Annotated in this window: 24 protein-coding genes; 14 read left to right on the top strand and 10 right to left on the bottom strand. The window is 34.4% G+C overall.

The genetic code is table 11. The features are described 5' to 3' along the window. Positions 1-161: 161 nt before the first annotated feature. Both KO515_RS10225 and KO515_RS10220 read left to right on the top strand, forming a co-directional pair. On the top strand, positions 162-674 hold the full coding sequence (locus KO515_RS10225; RefSeq protein WP_215936260.1) for a hypothetical protein: 513 nt from the start codon (positions 162-164) through the stop codon (positions 672-674). A gap of 157 nt (positions 675-831) precedes the next feature. Continuing rightward, complete coding sequence (locus tag KO515_RS10220) at positions 832-1383, top strand: hypothetical protein (RefSeq protein WP_215936259.1); 552 nt, start codon at positions 832-834, stop codon at positions 1381-1383. Positions 1384-1786: 403 nt separating this feature from the next. Here the strand turns inward: KO515_RS10220 and KO515_RS10215 are convergent, their stop codons facing one another. Next, on the bottom strand, positions 1787-2221 hold the full coding sequence (locus KO515_RS10215) for a cupin domain-containing protein (protein WP_215936258.1): 435 nt from the start codon (positions 2219-2221) through the stop codon (positions 1787-1789). A gap of 72 nt (positions 2222-2293) precedes the next feature. Here KO515_RS10215 and KO515_RS10210 point away from each other — a divergent pair, with 72 nt between their 5' ends. From KO515_RS10210 to KO515_RS10180, 7 genes are all read left to right on the top strand, one after another. After that, a complete protein-coding gene (locus KO515_RS10210) occupies positions 2294-2890 on the top strand; it encodes a TetR/AcrR family transcriptional regulator (RefSeq protein WP_215936257.1) in 597 nt (198 codons plus the stop codon). 27 nt (positions 2891-2917) lie between these two features. After that, a complete protein-coding gene (locus tag KO515_RS10205; protein WP_215936256.1) occupies positions 2918-3415 on the top strand; it encodes a hypothetical protein in 498 nt (165 codons plus the stop codon). Between the two features lie 523 nt (positions 3416-3938). Next, entirely contained in the window at positions 3939-4172 is a 234-nt protein-coding gene (locus KO515_RS10200; RefSeq protein WP_215936255.1) for a hypothetical protein, read from the top strand. 18 nt (positions 4173-4190) lie between these two features. Continuing rightward, on the top strand, positions 4191-4757 hold the full coding sequence (locus KO515_RS10195) for a helix-turn-helix domain-containing protein (protein ID WP_252723838.1): 567 nt from the start codon (positions 4191-4193) through the stop codon (positions 4755-4757). 497 nt (positions 4758-5254) lie between these two features. Beyond that, complete coding sequence (locus KO515_RS10190; RefSeq protein ID WP_215936253.1) at positions 5255-7162, top strand: S9 family peptidase; 1908 nt, start codon at positions 5255-5257, stop codon at positions 7160-7162. A 57-nt stretch (positions 7163-7219) separates the two neighbouring features. After that, on the top strand, positions 7220-7645 hold the full coding sequence (locus KO515_RS10185; RefSeq protein WP_215936252.1) for a hypothetical protein: 426 nt from the start codon (positions 7220-7222) through the stop codon (positions 7643-7645). A 61-nt stretch (positions 7646-7706) separates the two neighbouring features. After that, a complete protein-coding gene (locus KO515_RS10180; RefSeq protein ID WP_215936251.1) occupies positions 7707-8987 on the top strand; it encodes an APC family permease in 1281 nt (426 codons plus the stop codon). On the opposite strand, the gene KO515_RS10175 is transcribed toward KO515_RS10180, so the two are convergent. The 5 genes from KO515_RS10175 to KO515_RS10155 all read right to left on the bottom strand — a co-directional run bounded on the left by KO515_RS10175 (position 8984) and on the right by KO515_RS10155 (position 13889). Then, a complete protein-coding gene (locus tag KO515_RS10175) occupies positions 8984-9661 on the bottom strand; it encodes a peptidoglycan DD-metalloendopeptidase family protein (RefSeq protein ID WP_215936250.1) in 678 nt (225 codons plus the stop codon). The two genes, KO515_RS10180 and KO515_RS10175, sit on opposite strands and share 4 nt — an antisense overlap. After that, a complete protein-coding gene (locus KO515_RS10170) occupies positions 9658-11157 on the bottom strand; it encodes a serine hydrolase domain-containing protein (RefSeq protein WP_215936249.1) in 1500 nt (499 codons plus the stop codon). Before KO515_RS10170 ends, KO515_RS10175 begins: the two co-directional genes overlap by 4 nt. A gap of 48 nt (positions 11158-11205) precedes the next feature. After that, the gene (locus KO515_RS10165; protein WP_215936248.1) at positions 11206-12696 is read right to left on the bottom strand and encodes a hypothetical protein; all 1491 of its coding nucleotides are present in this window, start codon (positions 12694-12696) and stop codon (positions 11206-11208) included. Between the two features lie 142 nt (positions 12697-12838). After that, positions 12839-13408 (bottom strand): hypothetical protein, encoded by a 570-nt coding sequence (locus KO515_RS10160; RefSeq protein WP_215936247.1) that lies wholly within the window; start codon positions 13406-13408, stop codon positions 12839-12841. Next, the gene (locus KO515_RS10155) at positions 13392-13889 is read right to left on the bottom strand and encodes a sigma-70 family RNA polymerase sigma factor (RefSeq protein WP_252723836.1); all 498 of its coding nucleotides are present in this window, start codon (positions 13887-13889) and stop codon (positions 13392-13394) included. The genes KO515_RS10160 and KO515_RS10155 overlap by 17 nt, the downstream gene beginning before the upstream one ends. A 270-nt stretch (positions 13890-14159) precedes the next feature. Here KO515_RS10155 and KO515_RS10150 point away from each other — a divergent pair, with 270 nt between their 5' ends. From KO515_RS10150 to KO515_RS10130, 5 genes are all read left to right on the top strand, one after another. Next, complete coding sequence (locus KO515_RS10150; RefSeq protein WP_215936246.1) at positions 14160-14729, top strand: DUF2911 domain-containing protein; 570 nt, start codon at positions 14160-14162, stop codon at positions 14727-14729. Positions 14730-15196: 467 nt separating this feature from the next. After that, entirely contained in the window at positions 15197-15787 is a 591-nt protein-coding gene (locus KO515_RS10145; RefSeq protein WP_215936245.1) for a hypothetical protein, read from the top strand. Between the two features lie 101 nt (positions 15788-15888). Next, complete coding sequence (locus KO515_RS10140; protein WP_215936244.1) at positions 15889-16614, top strand: glycosyltransferase; 726 nt, start codon at positions 15889-15891, stop codon at positions 16612-16614. 1 nt (position 16615) lies between these two features. After that, positions 16616-17239 carry a lipid-A-disaccharide synthase N-terminal domain-containing protein gene (locus tag KO515_RS10135; RefSeq protein WP_215936243.1) on the top strand — a complete coding sequence of 208 codons (624 nt, stop codon included), beginning with the start codon at positions 16616-16618 and terminating at the stop codon, positions 17237-17239. Further along, positions 17232-18842: an ArnT family glycosyltransferase gene (locus KO515_RS10130; protein ID WP_215936242.1), complete on the top strand. Its 1611-nt coding sequence runs from the start codon at positions 17232-17234 to the stop codon at positions 18840-18842. The genes KO515_RS10135 and KO515_RS10130 overlap by 8 nt, the downstream gene beginning before the upstream one ends. On the opposite strand, the gene KO515_RS10125 is transcribed toward KO515_RS10130, so the two are convergent. From KO515_RS10125 to KO515_RS10110, 4 genes are all read right to left on the bottom strand, one after another. Next, on the bottom strand, positions 18829-19398 hold the full coding sequence (locus KO515_RS10125; RefSeq protein WP_215936241.1) for a phosphatase PAP2 family protein: 570 nt from the start codon (positions 19396-19398) through the stop codon (positions 18829-18831). The two genes, KO515_RS10130 and KO515_RS10125, sit on opposite strands and share 14 nt — an antisense overlap. Next, the gene (locus KO515_RS10120; RefSeq protein ID WP_020896762.1) at positions 19398-19625 is read right to left on the bottom strand and encodes a hypothetical protein; all 228 of its coding nucleotides are present in this window, start codon (positions 19623-19625) and stop codon (positions 19398-19400) included. Before KO515_RS10120 ends, KO515_RS10125 begins: the two co-directional genes overlap by 1 nt. A gap of 118 nt (positions 19626-19743) precedes the next feature. Continuing rightward, positions 19744-21123 carry an MATE family efflux transporter gene (locus KO515_RS10115; protein WP_215936240.1) on the bottom strand — a complete coding sequence of 460 codons (1380 nt, stop codon included), beginning with the start codon at positions 21121-21123 and terminating at the stop codon, positions 19744-19746. Positions 21124-21231: 108 nt separating this feature from the next. After that, entirely contained in the window at positions 21232-21741 is a 510-nt protein-coding gene (locus tag KO515_RS10110; RefSeq protein WP_215936239.1) for a DUF3124 domain-containing protein, read from the bottom strand. Positions 21742-21814 lie beyond the last annotated feature (73 nt).

Below are 21814 nucleotides of genomic sequence, written 5' to 3'. Positions count from 1 at the left end.
GAAATCAAACTTAAGATGTGTATAATTCATTGCTAGTTATAGCTTACTTACGAAAATTCCGCTGGAATTTTCTATCTGTGATTTGTTAGCTAACTTTAGTGCTTAAACACGCAACGAAATCATACACAAAACCGTTAACAAAAATTTAAAAACCAAACGATATGAACAAAATAATACTTACATCAATTAGCATAATTTTCGCTTGTAATTCAATTTTTGGACAAACTAATAATGACAAATACGCAAAAGACGTAAAATCAGTAGATGCGATAATGAATGCGTATTATGATGTTGTTTCTGGCTCGAGTAGTGAACCTTGGGAGTTTGAAAGAGATAGTTTTATTCATTCAAAAAATGCTTTTATTACAAGAATTGATGAAAATGGAAAAGCGGAAACTCATTCTTTGGAGGCAGAATATATACCAATTGGATTATCACCAAAAGAGGATTTTTATGAAAAGGAACTGAAACGAGTAGTTAGTAAGTTTGGAAATATTGCGCAAGTTTGGAGTGCATTTGAAATACGAACTGACCTAAAAACTGAATCAAATATTAGAGGACTAAATAGCGTTCAACTTCATTATGAAAATGGAAGATGGTTTATAGACAGTTGGACTTGCGAAATGGAATTTGAAAAGAATAATTTAGTAACTGAATTTTTGAATAAGGAATAAAAAACTTTTGCTAACACCGCATATAAAAAATTGCTAGTTTTAGCTTAACCAATGTGAGTTGCTTTGTTTGCTAGCTTCTGATTTTCCTTCGGAAAATCCTCGCACATAAACACGCAACTATTCTTATACATAAACGTTGTAAACAACTAACTTACCAATGAAAACAAGGTTAACTTTAACATTTTTATTACTAAATTGTTTTTTAAGTTATGCTCAATATGAATGGACTTCAGGTCAACTAATTTTAAAGAATGGAGATTCATTAGTTGGATTTATACAGATTCCAATGAATGTTGCTAGATTGGTTTCATTAGGAAAATCAGAAGTTGAGTTTAAAGAAGATATGCAAGGATATGTCAATAGCTATGACAAATCGCAAGTGAAAAAAATCATATTTAACACTTATGATGCAAATCCTGGATATTATGAATATGCACCATTAAAAAAACGAAAATATAGAATTTTTAAATTATTACTTGATGGAAAGGTAAAGTTATACACTAGAACTGTAGCTATTGAACACAAAGAAAAAATTATTGACCATCCTTATAATCCAAACTCGGATGTGGATGTTTTTAAATATCATTATGAAGAAGAACAAGAATTTTATGTCATTAGAGAAGACGAAACAAAACTAACACCATTAATATCTCATTATTCCTTAAGCGATTTTAAAAAACAGAGCTCTCAAATATTTTTCAGATTGTAAAAATCTGACTGAGTACTTAAAAGAAGACCTTTATGAAGAAATCGATATTATTGAATTAGTCAACGATTACAATTTAATTTGCGAATAAAACTGTTTACAACACCGCATATAATTTATAGCTAGTCCTCTCCTACTTACCAAAATCCTCACAGAATAGTGCTTCACCAATTCGCTGCGCTCGGATCTATCTGTAACTTATATACCAACGCCTATAAAACCCTCCCACACCGTCACTTCGAGTGTCCCGACCTTTTTGTCTTAATGTATCGAGAAGCATCACAACCAAGCATCAATCTATTTACAATGACCATACACGTCACTTAGAGAACTTCAAAAACCACCCAACGCCTAAAACCACCACCTAAAACTCTCTGCAAAAGTTGGCAACAAGCTGATAATGAAACTACATTTTAATTATCATATCATAATCGCCCGCTGTTTTTATTACCTCTTGAATAATTTCGGGTGCTACTGACTTTTCTTGAGCGTTTAGGTCGTTAATAGAAACCCCTAATGTTTCAAAAAAATTGCGGAAACCTTTCGGACTATGAATGTTTATCCATTTACAAGGCCTATTGGACTTGTTACCGAATGTATGCAATGTTTCAGGTGGAATATCAATTGATTCCCCCGCTTTACAAACTTTTATTTCACCGTTAACCATAAATTCCATTTCGCCTTCTACCATCAAAAATACCTCTTTGAAAGAATGGTGTAAGTGTGGTGGCGGACCTTGCACCATTGCGGGTGTTTCACCCATCATTAAATCGTAATCCCCTGTTGTTTCATAAGGTGTTATTTTGTGTCCAAGCACCCATTTTGTTGTATTACTATTCATTTTATAAGATTTTTGTCTCACAAACATAAAAGGTATTTTTGAATTTTACAAATTTTATAAGATATTTGTCTTATGAAAAATGAGTATTTAAAAAAAGGAAGAGTAAAGCAAAAACAAGAAACCCGGGAAAAAATACTATCCAGCACCCAAGAGCTTATGAATTATGGTGAAAAATTCACACTTGAAGATGTGGCTGAAAAAGCAGGGGTTTCAAGGGCAACGATATATCGATATTACTCTAATATTGACCTATTGTCTGCCGAAGCAGGAATAGACATCAACACAAAAAGCCCGAAAACCATATATGAAAATTTACAGGGTTTGGAAATAAAGGATAAACTCTTGGGTGTACAAGAATACTATAATAATCTTGCTCTTGACAACGAAAATGCATTTAGGAATTACTTAAGTATTGTACTTACTTCTGATTCTCAACATAACAAAAGAGGCGCAAGAAGGAGTAAAACGCTTAAAATGGTGTTGGAAGAAACTAACCTAACAAAAACGGAAATCAAAAATATTCAAAACTTATTTACTGTTCTAATGGGGGTTGAACCACTTATTGTAACGAAAGATGTTTGCGGATTAAACAATGAGCAATCTAAAAAACTATTAAAATGGGGAATGGAACTTCTTCTAAAAGGAATTTCAATTGACCGAAGTGAATAAAGCCAGTTGACAACAACGTATAACATTTTGAAAAAAACTTTCGTAATCATATTGACCCTAATTGGATTTTTTGTTTTTGGACAAGATAACAAAATGACTGAAATTGATAAACAATCAAAATCAATCAATTCTGACACTGAATTAATCGAATCAAATTTTGACTTGACTAACGAAACTAAATTAAAAGTTTGGTATAAAGAAAATCGAATATTTAAAATAGTCCAAGAAATGAATGTTGATTATGGAGAAATAAAATCGGAAATCTATTTAGTCGCAAATAAGCCAATTAAAATAATTGAATATGAAAACACGTATTTCTTTCTTACTGATTCTATTGCAAAAATAAAAGGTTACAGTATTGACATCGAAGAGAATTTTCGAGCTGTTTCATACATAACCAACTGGAAAAAAAAACAAAGAGAATTAATAATTTCTGGAGAACCATCTGAGAAAAAAAATATCTCTTACGAACTGGAAAAATATGCTAGAATTATCAGAAAAGCTGAACAGTTAATCAATGAATAAAAAAACGTGCTACAACACCGCATATAACGTAGTGCTAGTCCTAGCCTACTTACCAAAATCCTCTCAGAAGTTCTATCTGTCAAATATTTACCAACACATATAAACCGAAACAACACCGTCATGTCGAGTGTGCCGACTTTTTTGTCGGCATGTATCGAGAAGCATCACAATCAAGCATCAATCTATTTACAATGATCGTATACAGCACTTAGAGAACTTCAAAAACCACCCAACGCCAACAACCACCATCTAAAATGCTCAGCAACCGCTTAGTTTTTTTTATAGCATTACGGAAAACAGTAACCATAAGTCTCATAACTACCTTATTTTTATCAAAATGTACGTAAAGTCACGTACTAAACTTTGCAAAGTATTGCGTAGTTTTATAAACTAAGAATGGAGTGCTATAGTTTTTGTTATCTGGAATTAAAAAAGGGATAACGTGAGTGGCTGTACTTTTATAACAAGTTGTGCGTCAGCAAATAAACAAAACTAAATAAAAAAAAGATTAAATTTTAATATTATGAAAACGATATTAGCCACATTGACTTTCACATTTTTAACAACTATTTCAATCGCTCAAAATACTTCAGAAACACCAATACAAAATATTTCTACAGATAGTAGTGTTGTTTATAGATTATTTTCAACTAAAAACATTTATAATTTCATCCTACTCGACCAAATAGACGGAAGAACTTGGCAAGTACAATGGTCAATCGATAAAGAAGATAGGATGGTTATTCGAATCTATTAAAATTAACAATTGGCAAATATGCCAATTATTAATTTATTTTTATATTTGCTTAATAATATTAAAAAGTGGCGGCAACACGATAAATACGGTAATATAATTATGATACAAGCAAAATTTGCAGATGACTTTACTATCGAAGTTACTGCTCAAGACGGAGAGAAGTTTATTTGGAAAACTCTTTTTTCAACACCTAAGCAAAATCAACAATACTATGCAGAAAGATTAGCTTATTATTTAGAAAAATATTTCAATGATAATATTGGAGATGATACAGGTATGGGAATGCAATATTGGATTTGGATACAAATGACTTATTACGAAGGACTAACAATTAATGGAGGAAAAGGAGATAGAGAAGATGAAAGAATTTTCCTAAACCAAGAAAGAATTAGAATTGGAGCTAGAATTCGGGAATTACGAAAAGAAAAAAATATTGAAGCAAAAAAGCTTTCTCAACTAGCTAATATCGATGCTGCAAACCTTAGCCGTATTGAACAAGGTCGTTATTCTGTTGGTATAGATGTACTTTCTAAAATTGCTCTTGCTCTTAATTCTAAAATTGAATTGATTGATTACATTGAATAACAAAAACAGGTATAAAAAATGCCGAACCGCTAACATCGTATAAAAATAATTGCGATTTAGTGCTTAATCAAAGGTCGTTGCGTGTTTGTAATGTTTGATTTTCCTTCGCAAAATCAAACATTACAAACTCGTAACAATTCTTATACATAAATGTGTGTGAGATAAGCTAAAAAAATAAGCTATATTCAATAACCTATCGCAGCAAATCCAAATAGCGTTACACCAAAACTCAACCCATGGTCATGCAAAAAACGCACATCCAAAAATACAGGTTATAGCGTGGTTATAGCGTGCTTATAATATGGTTAAAGCACGGTTAAAGCGAGTCATACCAAGGCCTAGAGGCATTTTACTCCAAATTACCAATAATCCACCGCAATTAAGACGGAAATACACCCCATCAACCTACTGCAAAAATACAGAAGACTGACACTACCGTTCCATGCAATGGAAAAATCTTCTTAACTTTACACTTGCAAATAATTGAATGAGCCATTATGAAAAACACCCTCTTTATTTTCACATTAATCCTGACAAGCAACCTAATGATCGCACAAAAAACAATGACCCCAGAATTATTATGGCAAGTAGAACGCCTTAGTGTTATGGGTTTAGATAGCGAAGGAACGACCCTATTTTTTAAGGTAAAAACACCAAACATTGAAGACAATAGTTACGATTCCAAGTACTTTAAAATGCCTGTAGATGGTGGTGCTAGCGTTGAAATAAAAGAGGAAGACGTCAAAGCAACCGACAAAAATACCTCTGCAGATGGCAACTTTCAGTTATTTAATAACGAGGTTCATATCGAAAACATAAAGGGAACTGACGCTTATAAGCATCTAGATAAGTCTGATGTGTATATATTTTCAGACTTAGACATTCGCCATTGGGATACTTGGAGCGATGGCAGTTTCAACCATTTATTTTATAAAAAAGTCGGTGCAGAGGATACCTCAGCCATAGACATTATGCCTAACGAACCTTATCACACCCCTCAAAAACCGTTTGGTGGTGATGAAGATTATATCTGGTCGCCAGACAGTAAAGCCATTTACTATGTCAGTAAAAAGCTAAAAGGCAAAGCCTATGCTACCAGCACCAATACAGACATTTACAAATACACCTTAGCCACAAAAACCACGGAGAACATTACAGAAGATAACAAAGGCTACGATACCAATCCGGCGTTTGCTTCAACGGGTGCATTGGCGTGGTTACAAATGAAAACCGATGGCTACGAAAGCGATAAAAACGACATCATCGTTTTAAACAATGGCATACAACAAAACCTAACCCAACAATGGGATGGCACCGTCAGAAGCTTTCTATGGAGTAACGATGGCAACACGGTCTATTTCACAGCACCTGTAGACGGCACCATTCAACTTTTCAAAGTGAATTATCCTGGTAAAAAACGTATCGCTCCGGTAGTAGAACAACTTTCGGAAGGACAGTTTGATGTGACTAGTATTATCGCTCAAAAAGACAAGACGTTATTGGTAACCAGAACCGACATGAACCATGCGGCTGATATTTATAATTTCAACCTAAAAAAGAAAAGCTTTACCCAACTCACCAACATCAACAAGGATTTATACAATAGTGTCGATTTACCCAAAGTCGAAAAACGTTACGTCACCACAACCGATGGCCAACAAATGTTGGTTTGGGTGATTCTACCTCCTAATTTTGATGCGACAAAAAAATACCCAACCTTATTATATGCGCAAGGTGGACCACAATCTCCCTTATCTCAGTTTTATTCGTACCGTTGGAATTTCCAACTCATGGCGTCACAAGGCTATATTGTCGTAGCACCTAACCGCCGTGGCATGCCAGGCCATGGTGTAAAATGGAATGAAGATATTAGTAAAGATTGGGGAGGCCAAGTGATGGACGATTACCTGTCTGCTATTGATGATATCGCCAAAGAACCCTATGTAGACAACGACCGATTGGGTGCTATTGGTGCTAGTTTTGGTGGCTATTCTGTGTTTTATTTAGCCGGAATTCACAACAACCGCTTTAAAACCTTTATTTCTCAAGATGGTGTTTTTGATACCAGATCGATGTATGGCACCACCGAAGAATTATTCTTCGTGAATCATGATTTTGGAGGAGCGTATTGGGACCAAGATAATAAAAAGGCACAAAAGGCTTATAATGAATTTAATCCGGTGAACAAGGTTGCAGAATGGAATACGCCAATGTTAATCATCCAAGGTGGAAAAGATTACAGAGTGCCAATTGAACAAGGCTTAAGCGCTTACCAAGCGGCACAACTATTAGGATTGAAAAGCAAATTATTATATTTCCCTGAAGAGAACCACTGGGTATTAAATCCTCAAAATGCACTCGTATGGCAACACGAATTTTTTAAGTGGTTAAAAGAAACCCTATAATAATTCATACCTTTAAATACACATAGCATTTATAATAACCACTAATCAATTGGAATAATGAGACATGTATTAGCCACCATTATTGGCTTTATCGCAGCATCACTAAGTGTTTACCTCATCGAAAATCTAATCGGTCATAACCTATTTCCACTACCAGATGGCGCAGACCCATTAAATATGGACTGGCTAAGCAACAACATGAATAAGATTCCTGTGGGCATGAAAATATGTGTCGTCATCGCCCATTTCGTTGGTGTGTATATTGGAATGCTTGTAGCGGCCAAAATATCTAAAACCAGTATGGTGCCAAGTTACATCGTTGGAGCGCTAATGCTTGCGGCTACATTCTTTAATATCGTGATGTTGCCAAAAGAACTATGGTTTACACTTTCAGATGGTGTATTTGCGATTGTGGGCTTCTATTTAGGGCATGTATTCGCCTCTAAAACGATAAACAAACCTAACGCCATTGATAAAACCTAAAGCCATTAGTGTATTCATAATTTTTAAATCCTCCTTCTAATAACGAATCAGTTTTATTACTATGGCAGACAAAATAAGTTTAAAAGACGCGATTTCTATTGGTATAGGTGGTATGGTTGGTGGTGGTATTTTTGCCGTTCTCGGATTAGCCGTTTCTATCGCACATGGCGGAACACCTGTCGCCTTTTTATGTGCTGGACTTCTAGCATTAATCACGTCGTATAGTTATGTGAAACTATCTCAAAAATATCCGGATCGTGGAGGCACTGTAAAGTTTATTAACCAAGGCTTTGGAGTGTCTATTTTTAGTGGAGCCATTAATAACTTGCTTTGGGTGAGTTATATTATTATGCTTTCGCTTTACGCTTCTGCTTTTGGGTCGTATGCACCTAATCTATTCGCCATTACCTCAAACACTACAATCGATTTTCATATTTATGCCAGTGCTATTATCATCCTCGCCACAGCGATAAATTATTATAGTATTGCGGTTGTTGGGAAAATAGAATCGTATGCCGTCATCATAAAACTAATTATTTTAATTGGGTTTATTGGTATTGGTGCTTACGGCCTTATTGGAAACCCTAACCTATCACAACTGGCCATTTCTAATTGGGAATCTCCCGTACAATTATTTGCAGCAGGCATGGTGATTTTTGTCGCTTATGAAGGTTTTGAACTCATTGCGAATGCAGCTCCAGATATTATAAATCCCGAAAAGAACATCCCAAAAGCCTACTATTACTCTGTAATCTTTGTCATTGTACTCTATATAATCATCGCTATTGTGACGGTGGGCTCATTGCCTTTTAACACCATTGCCACCGCAGAAGATTATGTTTTGGCCGAAGCCGCAAAACCTATGCTTGGTAAAATCGGTTTCACCATTATAACTATTGCGGCCTTAATCTCTACATTCTCCGCGATAAATGCCTCTTTATATGGAGGCAGTCGTGTGAATTTTGAAATTGCCGAAGATGATGAATTGCCACATCATTTTACCTCTAAACTCTGGAATCAGCCGATAGGTTTATTAATAACCGCAATCGCTACATTAGTGCTTGTCAATATCCTTGACTTAGAAAGTATTTCAACGGCTGGAAGCGTTGGGTTTATTCTCATTTTTGGAATTGTCAATTGGGTAGGTTTTAAGTGCACCAAAGACACAGGTAGTAATAAAATCATTCCGATAAGTGGCTGTATATTGTGCCTGATCGCCTTAGTGATTTTAATTAATCAACAATACCAATCGAATCTTACAGGAGTGTTGGTCTCTCTTGGAATTATTGGGTTGTGCTTTATTGTTGAATGGATTTATAAAACTTCTGAAAAGAAAGCTTAATATAGCTTCAATAGCAAATTAGGATCAGGACAGTTGTTTTTATAAAAGGCTAAATCGAGTTGATTACTCACTCCAGGATAATCACCACTAAAATCTTGAATATCATGTATGATCTGAAAGTGTAAATGCGGAGGATAATCTCCATTAACCTTAGCCATGCCGAGTGTTCCAATTTGCGCACCTTGGGTCACTTCTACTCCAACCTCTAAATCTTCAATGGATGCTATACTTAAATGGCCATACAAAGTATAAAACTCACCCCCTTCACTATGATGCTTTAAAATGATAGTCGGTCCATAATCACCATGATTCGTATTGTTTTTAAAACTGTGAATGGTTCCTGCTAAAGGTGCAAAAATGGGTGTATCAGCCTCAATCCATAAATCTAATCCTAAGTGAATATTGCGTTCGGTTTCTGGATTTGTTTGATTAAAATATGTACTCCGTTGGTAAATTCCTCGTTTTTCAAGATAACCACCATAAGCTATTTTAGCCTTATTAGCTATCATATACCTCCAAATATAACGTTCTAAATCTTCCGCATCTGAAACATTAACAGCTTGTAATTCTGAATTATCAACGGATAAATCCAAAGGCATATAGGATGCTTTTGGAATAGAAGGATCCACTAAAGGATGAGCTTCAAGTTGGGTTAGCAAATCTAATATGGTCATGGTTGTAATGCGGCTTCTAATTTTTCAGATTTATCCTTTGCATAGGTTAAGGTACTATCCATTTCGAAACATTTTTTGAAATTCTTCAACGCATGTATAGAGTCGCCTTTTAACAATAAGGCATCACCATAACTATCGTATGGATTTGCCGAAGTGGGATGTTCTTCAATATTTAATTTAAAAATAGCCAATGCTGCATCTAGTTCATCTTCGTTTAATAATTGATAGCCTAACACATTTAAATCTCCTTCAGACACCGAATAATTAAGGGTATCCATTTTATGAGCATGGTAGTAGCGCATTGCCGTGTTTGAATCCTCTGTTAAAATACGCTTTGCCATTCCTGCAGCTAGTGCTGTTTTTGGCATTTCGTAAGGTTGTCCGGCTCTAATATTTGAAATCCCATTTATAATGGTTCCAAAGTCATTGGTTGTATTGTTGGTTAATATTATAAAACCACTTTTTGTATCGAGTTCATTATATAAAAACGTTACAAAACCAACCCAACCACCAGAGTGAAAGACTGTTTTTGGTTTGGATGGATCCTGCTCTAAAAACCAACCAAAACCATAGTTGGTAAGATCTCCATTATTTAAAATACCTGGCGTCCAAGCGTCATCTAAATAGGCTTTTGGAATTATAGTATGGTTAGCTAAGGCCATATTCCATTTGTATAAATCTTCTAAGGTTGAATAAATTCCTCCATCACCTCTAACATCGTTTACAATATGGTAATCATTTGACACTAAATCGTTCTGGTTTAATGCCAATTGGTAACCAAATACACGATTAGGCATTGTGGAATCAGCTTCTATTTGATAGCTGTACAAGGTTGTGTTTGTCATGCCCACAGGATCTGTAATCTGTTCTTTTAAAAACGCTTTAAAGTGTTGACCCGATATTTTTTCTACAATCGATGCTAAAACCAAATAACCTGTATTACTGTACTCCCATTTATCTCCAGGTTGAAAATCTAACTCCGGATTCACACGGTAAAACTCAGTTAATATCTCATTATTACCTAAAATGTACTTTTTAGTCGAATCTTCCTTTACAAAATTCTCAGCAATCAAACGCTCGTAATCTGTAAGTCCTGAAGTATGATGCAATAATTGACGAACGGTAATATGATCATAAGGAAAGTCGGTTAATATAGTATTTACCTTTTGATCATACTCCAATTTACCTGCTTCTTTTAATTTCATAATAGCCATACCAGTAAATTGTTTGCTTACGGATGCCAGTCTAAACTGTGAGTTTAAATTCAACGAATCTATTGGGTCTATAGACCGTAATCCGTTAGAACTTTGATATATAATAGCACCATCTTTATACACTAGAATATTACCTATAGCAATGCCCTTCGCTTTTAATTTTGAAATAAATGCATCATAGTTATTGACTTCTGAGTTAACTTTAGTGTTAGAATCTGTTTTACAACAAAAAAAGCATGCTGTAAAAAAGCACACTATAGCAAATTGAGTGATGGATCTCATAATTTATGTTTAAAGTCGTTAGTTCTCTATAAAAATACGGATTTAAGATTAATTAATAATCACATTACTAAATTTAGCATTGACCACAATATTTCGATTAGAATTCTGACCATCAGGATAATGACGAATTGTTTTTTGTTCAGTCGTTTTGTTATTATACTTTGAACGGTTGCCTTTAAAGTACAGCGTATAATCTATAGCTTGTGGCAAGTTGATTAGTGCATCGCTATTTTCTAATACTAAATTAAGATTCTTAAAGGTGGCACTTAAATTAGAAATCGTTAAATCACCGAAACTGCCATCAATAATAGCAGTATCATTCAAATTCCCAACGGTTATATTAGACGATTTCGAATTGAGCACTAAATTTTGAGCGGTTTTAATCTGAGCTTTATCTACAAAATTGAGATTTAAAGTTCCTAGGTTCCAGGTATTCACCATGACTGGCGAATAAGAGACATTGATGGAAGTCTCGCTTCCATCAATGTGTTCTGCTACTAAAAATGAATGCGAAATATCGCCTTTCATATTGTGTATTGTAGAGGTTATTTTCAGTTCACCGTGTCTAATATTGGTTTTTAGTTGGGCTTTTTTAGGGATTTTAATTTTAATCACCTTTTTTGTTTTACTCTTGTTTCCCGATTCTAAACGCTTTACATAAACAGAAGAACTTCTATCCGCCATATGTTCGTATTGTTTGGCAAGCGCTTCTTGCCTTTTCTCTAAAGACTCACCTCTTTTTTCCATAGCTTCGGCCCGTTGTTCCATTTGTTTCTCTAAACGCTCTCCCCAAGCTTCCATTTTTTCTTCCCATTCCTTTCCAAATTTTTCACCAAATTCCTCTCCCCATTTTTCCATATCCTTACCGTAGGTCTCTCCAAATTTCTCTCCCCATTTTTCCATATCTTTTGCCCATTTGCCTTCAAAACGCTTCCCGTATTCTTCTCCCCATTTTTCCATTTTCTCCTGATATCCTGAGTCTCCAAACTTACGTGCCCAGTCTTCCATCTTTTTCTGAAATTCTTTACCACCTTGCTTTTCATACTTTTTGCTCCATTCAGCTAAATAGTCCTCACCATCCTTTTGATATGCTTCGTAATCAAAATCTATTGTTGTAATGTTTTTGGGCAACTTTGGCAGTTTTGGCATTACAGGCATGGCTGGCATTTCTGGCATGGCTGGCATTTCTACTAATGCCGGCATCATTGGTAGTTCTGGCATCACGGGCACTGCTGGTAATTCAATTAACTGGTACTCCAGTTCTTGTAATACGTCGGCATAATCTTCATGAGGATATGATACCGAATTCAGACCTCCTGTAGAGGAAATAACAACCTTATCATTAGAACCTTCAACTTTAAGTTGCCATACTTTTAATGCGTTTTTTAATTCCTCGTCAGATAATTTATCTCCCTCAATATAAGCTTCAACTTCAACGACATCTTTATTCCAGGTGTCTATCTCTATCTCTACATAGCTGGTGTATAATTCTACAACCACAGCCTTATTCACTTTGATGGATTGTGATGTTTTACTCATCTTTTTCTGTGCATAACAAAACGTGGTTATTAGACACATAACTAAAATTCTAATGGTGTTCATAATGTTTGATTTTTTTAGATGTACCCAGCAAAGCCGCGTAACATCTGTTCGTTTTTTGATTAATTGATTGATTGATTCTTTATAAAGTTTCTTGTGTCACGGAATCGTCTTTAAATTCCAATAATTTTTCTTTAAGGCGCATTACTAAATTGAGTCTAAACTTCAGATTATTGATAAGTGCATCTAAAGTGGCGGCATTGGGGCCGTTGTTGTTTAACTCTAACGTTAAGGTTTTATATTCATCATTTAACTCTTTCAGCCTTCCGACGTAGCCATCAAATAATTCTTTATTTTCTGGGGTGAGTTGCACTTTAGATAGCTCCAGATTAATACTTGCCAAATAGTAATCTTCCACCTTTTTTAAGTCTGGTGACACATCTCCCAAAGTTTTAATTGGGGCATCAACAACTTTAGTTGGCTCAACTGTTTCTGAAGGAGTTTGAAAATAGCGATACCCTCCGTAACTTAACCCTAACAATACAATGACACTCGCTGCTATATTTAAAAACCCGAATCTATTAGTTTGTTTTTTCTCTATAGGAAACTCATTTTCTAATTTTTCAAGAAAACGTGCTTCATGACCTTCAGACATTGTTGCTTGCTGATCCTTTGGGTCTTGTTTACATAAATTTCTAAGATCTTGTCCCATTTCTTTTCAGTTTTAATGCATCTTTTAATTTTTGCTTTCCTCGCGATAGTTGTGTTCGAGAAGCAATCTCTGTAATATTTAAAATTTCAGAAATCTCTTTATGATCGTAGCCTTCCATTAAATACAGCAACACAACAAACTTGTATTTTTCTGGCAGTGCCTCTATCGCTATTTTAACGTCATCCATTGAAATCCCTTCGTCAACTGTCCAGTCTTTATCATTGTTGTCTTCAATAACATTTAAATGATAGGCTTCTAATTCTACGATACGTTGTTTTTTCGACTTTACAACATCAATACATGTATTAATAACGATACGTTTCAGCCATGCTCCAAAGCTTACTTCCGCTTTGTATTGTTCTAATTTAGAAAACGCTTTAATAAACGCTTCTTGTACAACATCCTCGGCCTCCATCGTATCATTAACAAATCTGAGTGCTACGGTTAGCATGCCATTACAGTATTGATTGTACAATTGCATCTGCGCTTGTCTATCATTCTGCCTACATTTTTCAACAATATGAATTTGAAACGTGCTGATTTTGGTTTTAGTTTTTTGATTGGTTACACCTTAAAGACGACATAAAATTTGAAGTGTTGCAAGAATCTTCAAATTATTTTCAATTTTATAAGATTTCCATAAAATTCAACGTTTGACATCTATAAAGTTATGGATTTCAATTATCTTTAAATATGGAATGCATAAGTTTGCATTTTAATTTTAACCTATTTTATTTTAAGAGTCTCAACTATGTTAAAACGCCTCCTTATCATCTTATCTATTTTAGCTTTAGGCTTGCTATTATATTCCGTATTTGTTGAAGATATTTTTTCACCTCCGTTAAGTCCAAAAGATACTGCTGAAATATCTCTCAATGATTTAACGCTTAAAGTAGAATATAACAGACCTTCAAAACGAGATCGTGAAATTTTTGGTGCACTAGTCCCATTTGACAAAGTATGGCGAACAGGAGCTAACGAAGCAACGACTTTTGAAACCAACCAAGATTTATTAATTGACGGTATCGTATTAAAAAAAGGAAAATATACCATTTGGACAGTCCCAATGAAAGACTCATGGAAAGTGATGTTTAACTCCAAACAATATGATTGGGGTGTTAATGAAAAAATGGAACCTATGTGGGATCCAAATTACGATGCACTCGAATTTCAAGTACCTTCAGAGGAACTAGACGTTACCGTAGAACGCTTTACTATTGCTTTTGATAATAAAACCGGGCATTTAAAATTAACCATGGCTTGGGATAACACATTAATTGAAGTGCCTATTGACGTAAAAGAAGCAAAATCACAGACATAAATTGACTGTATTATAGTGTAGAGACATCAACCGTACAACGCTGCTTTGCATAAAAAAGGCGTAGAATTTCCAAATCATTTTAGTTTTAATGTCGCCAAAACCATCTATAAAAATTGCAAAAACAGCCCACCTTGAGGGTTTCGTTTTTGGTATCACCTCGGGACATATAACAGATTTGAGTAACGCTATATGTTTATAGAACGTAATTATAAGATCTAGACTAGGATTGAAGATTACAACAAAACCCAAAAAGCCAATCATATTATGATAGAGACTGAACTAAGGAAAATAAATTCGGGGTATTACAAAACACAGAAACCATTTAAAATCCAATACCTAAAGTGCTTCAAGCATTAAAACAGAATGAACTCGACAAATTAAATGAGTTGAAGCAGGAAATACAAGTTCAAATGCAGTGGCTGAATTCTTATTTTATCTTTAGCATAGAACATCTAAATCACTAAAAAATGAAACAAACAGAACTAATTATTGGAGTAGGAATTTTATTATTAATGACTCTAAGACTATTGGTTATATACCCGTATGCTTCCCTGTTAATTACGCAACTCACTTTAGTATTGTCGATTCTGTATTTTTTTTTCAGCGTTGGGCTATTAAATCAAATTGGATTTAGAAATTTATTTAAAACAGAATCCTATAAAGGCATTAGCACGTTACGAATCATAGGAACCGTAGGGACAGGGTTGGTTTTATCAATAATGACGATTAGTATTTTATTTAAGTTTCAAAGATGGCCTTATGGTAGCATCAATTTATTGATAGGATTAATTAGCCTTTTTCCTATAGTTGGAGTTGTTTTAATTAAATTTATTAATACTAAAACCAAGCTTTACAAATCACTTTTAATACGGCTTACTCTAATTTTTGGTATAGGTTTGCTATTATTCTTGACAAAATCTGAAACTATTTTAGAGATGACCTATAGCGATTTCCCTGACTATGTAGAGGCCATGAAGAATGAGATGAAAGATCCAGAGAATATAGAATTGCAGCGAATTGCTAATGAAGAACGACTTAAGATGGAATCGGAGAATTAGACTTCATTCTTTAAGAATTACCAAACCATACACATTACATCACAATACCTTGTTGTCGTTTAAAAAAACAATACTTTTGTATCGCTAAAGTAATTAACCTCATGACGTACCAATTTACCATTATAGTTCCCGTTTATAATGAAGAGGATAACTTAGAACGTGTTGAATCGGAACTATTAAAATATCTTAAAATCGCTAAGGTTACAACCTCTATACTCTTTGTAAATGATGGTTCTAGTGACAATAGTCAATCTTTAATTGAAACTATTTGTAATCGTAATGACGCTTTTGAATATATCTTATTTAAAGAAAACAGAGGGTTAAGCGCCGCTATAAAAGCTGGTTTTGATCATGTAGATTCAGAATTAGTTGGATATATCGATTCCGATTTACAAACTGCACCTGAAGATTTTAATAGTCTTTTAGAGCATATTGATTCTTATGAATTGGTGACTGGTGTACGCTCTAACAGAAAAGATTCATTTGTTAAAAATATGTCCTCAAAAATTGCAAATGGTATACGACGTGCCTTTACTCATGACGGTATGGATGATACGGGCTGTCCACTTAAAGTGATTAAAACGGACTATGCTAAACGCATTCCTATGTTTAGAGGATTACATCGGTTTTTACCTGCAATGATTATGTTGCAAAATGGAAGCGTTACACAAATACCAGTTCAACATTTTCCGAGGATCGCTGGCACGGCAAAATTTGGTCTATGGAATCGGCTGCTTGGTCCTTTAATGGATTGTTTTGCGTATTTATGGATGAAGAAAAAATACATCAACTACGACATAGAAAAATCTAGTAAACAACATCTATAATTTGAAAGACTGGATTATTTATAGTATCGGATTTTTAGCTCAGATCTTGTTTTCTTCTCGGCTCATTATTCAATGGATAACTTCCGAAAAGCAACGCAAAGTTATCACTCCTAAAACATTCTGGACACTGAGCTTAATTGCTTCTTTTCTATTATTTATTTATGGTTATTTGCGTCTAGACTTTGCTATAATGTTAGGTCAGAGTTTAACATATTTCATTTACATCAGAAACTTGCAATTACAAGGACAATGGCAAAAATTCCCGAAAATTGTACAGTATTTGCTATTTATTGCACCCATTTTAATTGTTGTATTTTATTATAACAATAATAAGATAGACCTAGAATTGCTCTTTAAAAATGCAGATATCCCTTCTTGGTTATTAATCTTAGGCATTGTAGCTCAAGTAATTTTTACGTTGCGATTTGTATACCAATGGATACATTCTGAGCGTAACAAAGAGTCAACGTTACCCCTAGGTTTTTGGGTGTTGAGTTTAATTGGAGCCGGTTTAATCTTAACGTATGCCATAATCAGAGAAGATCCGGTATTGTTTGTTGGGCATTTATTTGGATTAATTATATACGCTCGTAATGCTTATTTAATTCGACAGACTAATGATTAAAATTCTTGAGAAATATCCTATAATTAGCCTTTTACTTTTTGTAATTGTAATGCTCGGTTTTACCATTGATGCTATACCAGTAACCATTATGGAAGCACGAAATTTTATTTCGGCTAGAGAAATGCTTACCGATGACCATTGGATTTTAACCACTATGAATGGTGAAGCTCGCTATCAAAAACCTCCTTTACCGACATGGATAACCGCTATTTTTGGGTATGTATTTGGTATGACATCTGTTTTGGCTTTACGTTGGCCTACGCTCCTTTTTGTGGCAAGCATTGGTATTTTAATCTACCTTTTTTCTAAAAAATTAGAGCTCACTAAATCCCATAGTCTTATAAATGGATTTATTGCATTAAGCTCTTTTTATATCATTGGCATTACCTTTGAAGCACCTTGGGATATTTATGCACATGGCTTTATGCTTATGGCGCTTTACCAATTGTATTTAATGTTTCAGATTAAAAAAACAGCTGTATTCCAAAGTTTATTATTTGTGTTGTTTTTAGCCGCTTCTGTATTATCAAAAGGTCCAGTTTCACTATACGTCCTATTCTTACCATTTGTACTCGCCTATGGCTTCACGTTTAAATTTAAAGGTGGAACGCTTCACTTTTTAAAATTATTCAGTCTTTTAGTTTTCGGAATTATTTTAGGAGGCTGGTGGTACTTCCATGTTCGTATTGCAGACCCTGAAACATTTACAGCTATTGCAGAACGTGAAACTTCTAACTGGCATAGTTATAATGTAAGGCCTTTTTACTATTACTGGAGTTTCTTTATTCAAACTGGCCTGTGGACAATTCCTGCATTTATTAGTTTATTGTATCCGTATCTAAAAACAAGAGTAATCCATCTCAAAGCCTATCGTTTCAGCTTATTTTGGACCTTATTTGCGGTCATCTTATTATCGCTAATTCCTGAAAAAAAATCGCGCTATTTGATGCCTGTATTAATTCCTTTGGCATTAAATATTGGCTTTTATATTGAATATTTAGTTCGTGAATTCAAAAATTTAAAAGCTAAGAAAGAAACCTTACCAGTATATTTTCAATTTGGTTTAATAGGAACAATTGCCTTATTGTTTTGGATTGTAGGCTTTTTCTTAGCTCCTTCGTTTACCACAAGTTCTTGGTTACGATTTATAATTGCCAGCATTGTATTGGCAGGTATTGGTTTCTATATCTATAAGAATTTGAAAGCCAAAAACATTAAAACGGCGTTTTACTTAGTGATTGCATTCATGCTTAGTATTGGTCTTTTAGTCTTGCCACTGGCTCAGTTACAATCACAAGAGAATTATAAGCCGCTTTCAGAATTGGCCTCCGATTCCCTTCCACTCTACTCCTTAGATGGTATTGCTCCCGAATCTATTTATAATTATGGTCATAAAATTCCACGCATTACAACTGATGACGGCATCATAATTCCTGAAGAAAAACAATTTAGATTATTAACTATATCATCAAAACCTGAAGATATTGCCGAGTTAGCAAAGCTGTATAATATTGAGTTTATTGCGACTTACGATATGAATTTTTCAGATCGCGATCACAAATCGAGATTAGTTAATCAACTCTATAAGCTTACTTTGAAATAAACCTTTTAATGAGATAGCGGTTTAGTTTATAAAATCCGAAGCCTGCAATAGCTCCAAAGGTTAAGCCACAAATAATATCTAATGGATAGTGGACGCCAATATAAATGCGACTGTAAGCAACAATTAAGCTCCATATAATTAGAACATAGATCAAATTCTTAAAATAAGGTCTTAATAGTAAGCCTGCAAAAATTGCGGTAGACATTGAGTTTGAGGCATGGCCTGAGAAGAAGCCATATTTACCACAGCGTGGCGCTACATATCGCGCTATTTCCCTAATCCCTTCTGCCCTACAAGGTCGAGGACGTTGAAACGTGTCTTTAAAAAGGTTGGTCATTTGATCAGTAAACGCTATCATTCCAGCAATTACAAATACCATTAACAGCAACGCTTTCCACCCAAATTTCTTATAAATGATAAATAACAGAGCAGCATATAGCGGTATGGATGATAACTTATTGGTGATGACTAACCACAACCCATCCCACGTTTCGGATCCTAAATTATTAAGGTATAAAAAAAGATTTTTATCGTACTCTATAAGGTGTTCTAGCATTAATCGTCGTATCTCGCAATTTCTCTATCGTAAAAATCTGTAGCCTGCTGAATGTAATTTTCAGTTTCTGTTTCTAGTTCCTTTTCATCGTGCTGATCAAACTCTTCAAACCATTCTACTTCATCATCTTCTAGATTAATGATAAAACGCGGAAATTCTGTATGAATTATAAATATAGCATTAGGGTAGTCTGTATTATCTCCTAGTATGAATTTTGGTAATTCCATTTGTATTGAATTTTGTATTTGAAAATGAAAAGCTTTTCAACTAAGTTGCAAATATATAGATTTTGACTAAGTTCTTCGACTAATTTTGTATATCAAAACAAGCTACAAAAGCTAATAACTAATTCGTTGATTTTGCAATTAACTGCTTCGTCAGTAAATGAAACCTAATAAAAAGTAAAATTGCTGCAACAGTTAATCCTGCAATAAGTCCGATCCAAATACCTAAGCTTCCATAAACCTCTTCTTTACCTAAATAATAACTCATAGGAAATCCAACAACCCAATATGAAATGAAGGTAATTAGCGTCGGCATTTTAACGTCTTGTAAACCACGTAAAGCACCTAAAGCGATTACTTGAAGACTATCACTAATCTGAAAAACAGCTGCTGCTAAAAGCAAGGTTGCAGCAATACTTACCACTTCAGCGGTATCAATAGCATTTTCAGGGTCATCTAAATCCACATATAAATCGGGCAAAAACTGATGAAACACCACAAAAAATAAAGCGAAAATTACAGCAAAAATAAAGCCGACAAAAAATATAGATTCTGCAATACGCCTTAAAGCCTTAAAATCTTTTAAACCTTTCTGATTACCGACTCTTACCATAGCGGCAACACTTAATCCTGTGGCCACCATAAACGTCATTGACGATAAATTAAGTGCTATTTGATTTGCTGCTTGTGCATTGGCTCCTAAAGTACCACTCAACCAAATGGCTGCCGTAAAAATACCAACCTCAAAAAACATTTGCATCGCACTAGGTAATCCCAAATTACTTAACTTTTTTATGGGGTATTTTTTGAGTTGAAAGAATTTTATATTAGTGACATAAGCTTTCGATGATTCACGCTTTGCCAATAGCCACCATAAATAGCCAACCATCACAAAACGAGATACCAACGTACCAACTGCAGCACCTACAATTCCCATTTCGGGAAACCCAAACTTTCCAAAAATCAATACATAGTTAATGGCTACATTAAGTAAATTGGCAACAATTGTAGCATACATTGGATATTTGGTTAACGATAACCCATCACTAAACTGCTTAAAGGCCTGAAAAACAATCAACGGAACTAAAGAAAATGCTACCAAATCTAAATAAGGAATCGCTAAATCCACCACTTCTTCCGGCTGGTCCATTATATACATTAAAGGCTTCGCAAATAATAAAATACCAAATAATACCAAGCCCAAAACTGTACAAAGAAAAAGACCGTGCTTAAAAACCGATTTCCCCTTTTCAAAATTTCTCTCAGTATCTGCTTCTGCTACTAAGGGTGTAATGGCTGTAGAAAAACCAATACCTATAGACATCGCAATAAAAATAAAACTATTGCCTAGAGAGACTGCGGCTAATTCTGCAGCCCCTAATTGCCCCACCATAATATTATCTACAAAACTTACAAAAGTATGACCAAGCATACCCAACATCACTGGAGATGCAAGCTTCAGATTGTATCTAAATTCTTTAGTATAATTGCTTAAAACCATAGCGCAAAAGTACTACTTCCTTTTAGTTTTAAGAATGAAATGTTTATTAATAATATTAGAATTTAGAGCTTAAAATAAACCTGTTTAAACCCCTAAAATTGAAGGCACTTAATCAATCCGTTTCGCATGTGTTAAAAACGATAACCCTTGCTGACCAGATGTAGACGTCATCACCCCTTCAAAAATAGGCTCAGGAGAGTCTTGAGGTGTTTCCCAATTGAATATAAAATTACCACCTGTACCGCCTGCAATATCCACCTCATTTATAACAATGTCTATGGTTTCCATAGGAGTTAAATATACCGGATTATTAATATAAGCTTTTAATAAGGATCCATGCGTGTCATAATAATTGACTTGTGATAAATACATACTGTCTTTATCACTTGTGTTTCTTATACTTATCATAGCCGTAAGATTATACGTTTTATGCTGCGAGTAACTGTATATTTGAGAATAAACAGATAAATATGATTTCCCTGAGACTAGAGAATCGGTCGATTTAACCGTTGTTTTCCTTGCATTCCAGTTAACTTTCTCATGCTCGTCGTTACCTACAGTTTCGTTACATGAGTAAAAACCAAAAAGCACTATAAATAAAACTACTATTCTTTTCATGATGTCTTAATTTGATTTGTGATTTATTTTAAACAATATAATGAAACCGTTAAACTCTTAATATTAGTGATAA

The organism is Winogradskyella psychrotolerans (assembly GCF_018860545.1).
Lineage (GTDB): Bacteria > Bacteroidota > Bacteroidia > Flavobacteriales > Flavobacteriaceae > Winogradskyella > Winogradskyella psychrotolerans_A.
This window is presented reverse-complemented; position numbering and strand designations above follow the sequence as displayed.

Bases quoted from the DNA above. Each gene is read 5' to 3' on its own strand.
- KO515_RS10225 (WP_215936260.1), top strand. From the start codon at position 162: ATGAACAAAATAATACTTACATCAATTAGCATAATTTTCGCTTGTAAT.
- KO515_RS10220 (WP_215936259.1), top strand. From the start codon at position 832: ATGAAAACAAGGTTAACTTTAACATTTTTATTACTAAATTGTTTTTTA.
- KO515_RS10215 (WP_215936258.1), bottom strand. From the start codon at position 2,221: ATGAATAGTAATACAACAAAATGGGTGCTTGGACACAAAATAACACCT.
- KO515_RS10210 (WP_215936257.1), top strand. From the start codon at position 2,294: ATGAAAAATGAGTATTTAAAAAAAGGAAGAGTAAAGCAAAAACAAGAA.
- KO515_RS10200 (WP_215936255.1), top strand. From the start codon at position 3,939: ATGAAAACGATATTAGCCACATTGACTTTCACATTTTTAACAACTATT.
- KO515_RS10195 (WP_252723838.1), top strand. From the start codon at position 4,191: ATGCCAATTATTAATTTATTTTTATATTTGCTTAATAATATTAAAAAG.
- KO515_RS10190 (WP_215936253.1), top strand. From the start codon at position 5,255: ATGAAAAACACCCTCTTTATTTTCACATTAATCCTGACAAGCAACCTA.
- KO515_RS10185 (WP_215936252.1), top strand. From the start codon at position 7,220: ATGAGACATGTATTAGCCACCATTATTGGCTTTATCGCAGCATCACTA.
- KO515_RS10180 (WP_215936251.1), top strand. From the start codon at position 7,707: ATGGCAGACAAAATAAGTTTAAAAGACGCGATTTCTATTGGTATAGGT.
- KO515_RS10175 (WP_215936250.1), bottom strand. From the start codon at position 9,661: ATGACCATATTAGATTTGCTAACCCAACTTGAAGCTCATCCTTTAGTG.
- KO515_RS10170 (WP_215936249.1), bottom strand. From the start codon at position 11,157: ATGAGATCCATCACTCAATTTGCTATAGTGTGCTTTTTTACAGCATGC.
- KO515_RS10165 (WP_215936248.1), bottom strand. From the start codon at position 12,696: ATGAGTAAAACATCACAATCCATCAAAGTGAATAAGGCTGTGGTTGTA.
- KO515_RS10160 (WP_215936247.1), bottom strand. From the start codon at position 13,408: ATGGGACAAGATCTTAGAAATTTATGTAAACAAGACCCAAAGGATCAG.
- KO515_RS10155 (WP_252723836.1), bottom strand. From the start codon at position 13,889: ATGCAATTGTACAATCAATACTGTAATGGCATGCTAACCGTAGCACTC.
- KO515_RS10150 (WP_215936246.1), top strand. From the start codon at position 14,160: ATGTTAAAACGCCTCCTTATCATCTTATCTATTTTAGCTTTAGGCTTG.
- KO515_RS10145 (WP_215936245.1), top strand. From the start codon at position 15,197: ATGAAACAAACAGAACTAATTATTGGAGTAGGAATTTTATTATTAATG.
- KO515_RS10140 (WP_215936244.1), top strand. From the start codon at position 15,889: ATGACGTACCAATTTACCATTATAGTTCCCGTTTATAATGAAGAGGAT.
- KO515_RS10130 (WP_215936242.1), top strand. From the start codon at position 17,232: ATGATTAAAATTCTTGAGAAATATCCTATAATTAGCCTTTTACTTTTT.
- KO515_RS10125 (WP_215936241.1), bottom strand. From the start codon at position 19,398: ATGCTAGAACACCTTATAGAGTACGATAAAAATCTTTTTTTATACCTT.
- KO515_RS10120 (WP_020896762.1), bottom strand. From the start codon at position 19,625: ATGGAATTACCAAAATTCATACTAGGAGATAATACAGACTACCCTAAT.
- KO515_RS10115 (WP_215936240.1), bottom strand. From the start codon at position 21,123: ATGGTTTTAAGCAATTATACTAAAGAATTTAGATACAATCTGAAGCTT.
- KO515_RS10110 (WP_215936239.1), bottom strand. From the start codon at position 21,741: ATGAAAAGAATAGTAGTTTTATTTATAGTGCTTTTTGGTTTTTACTCA.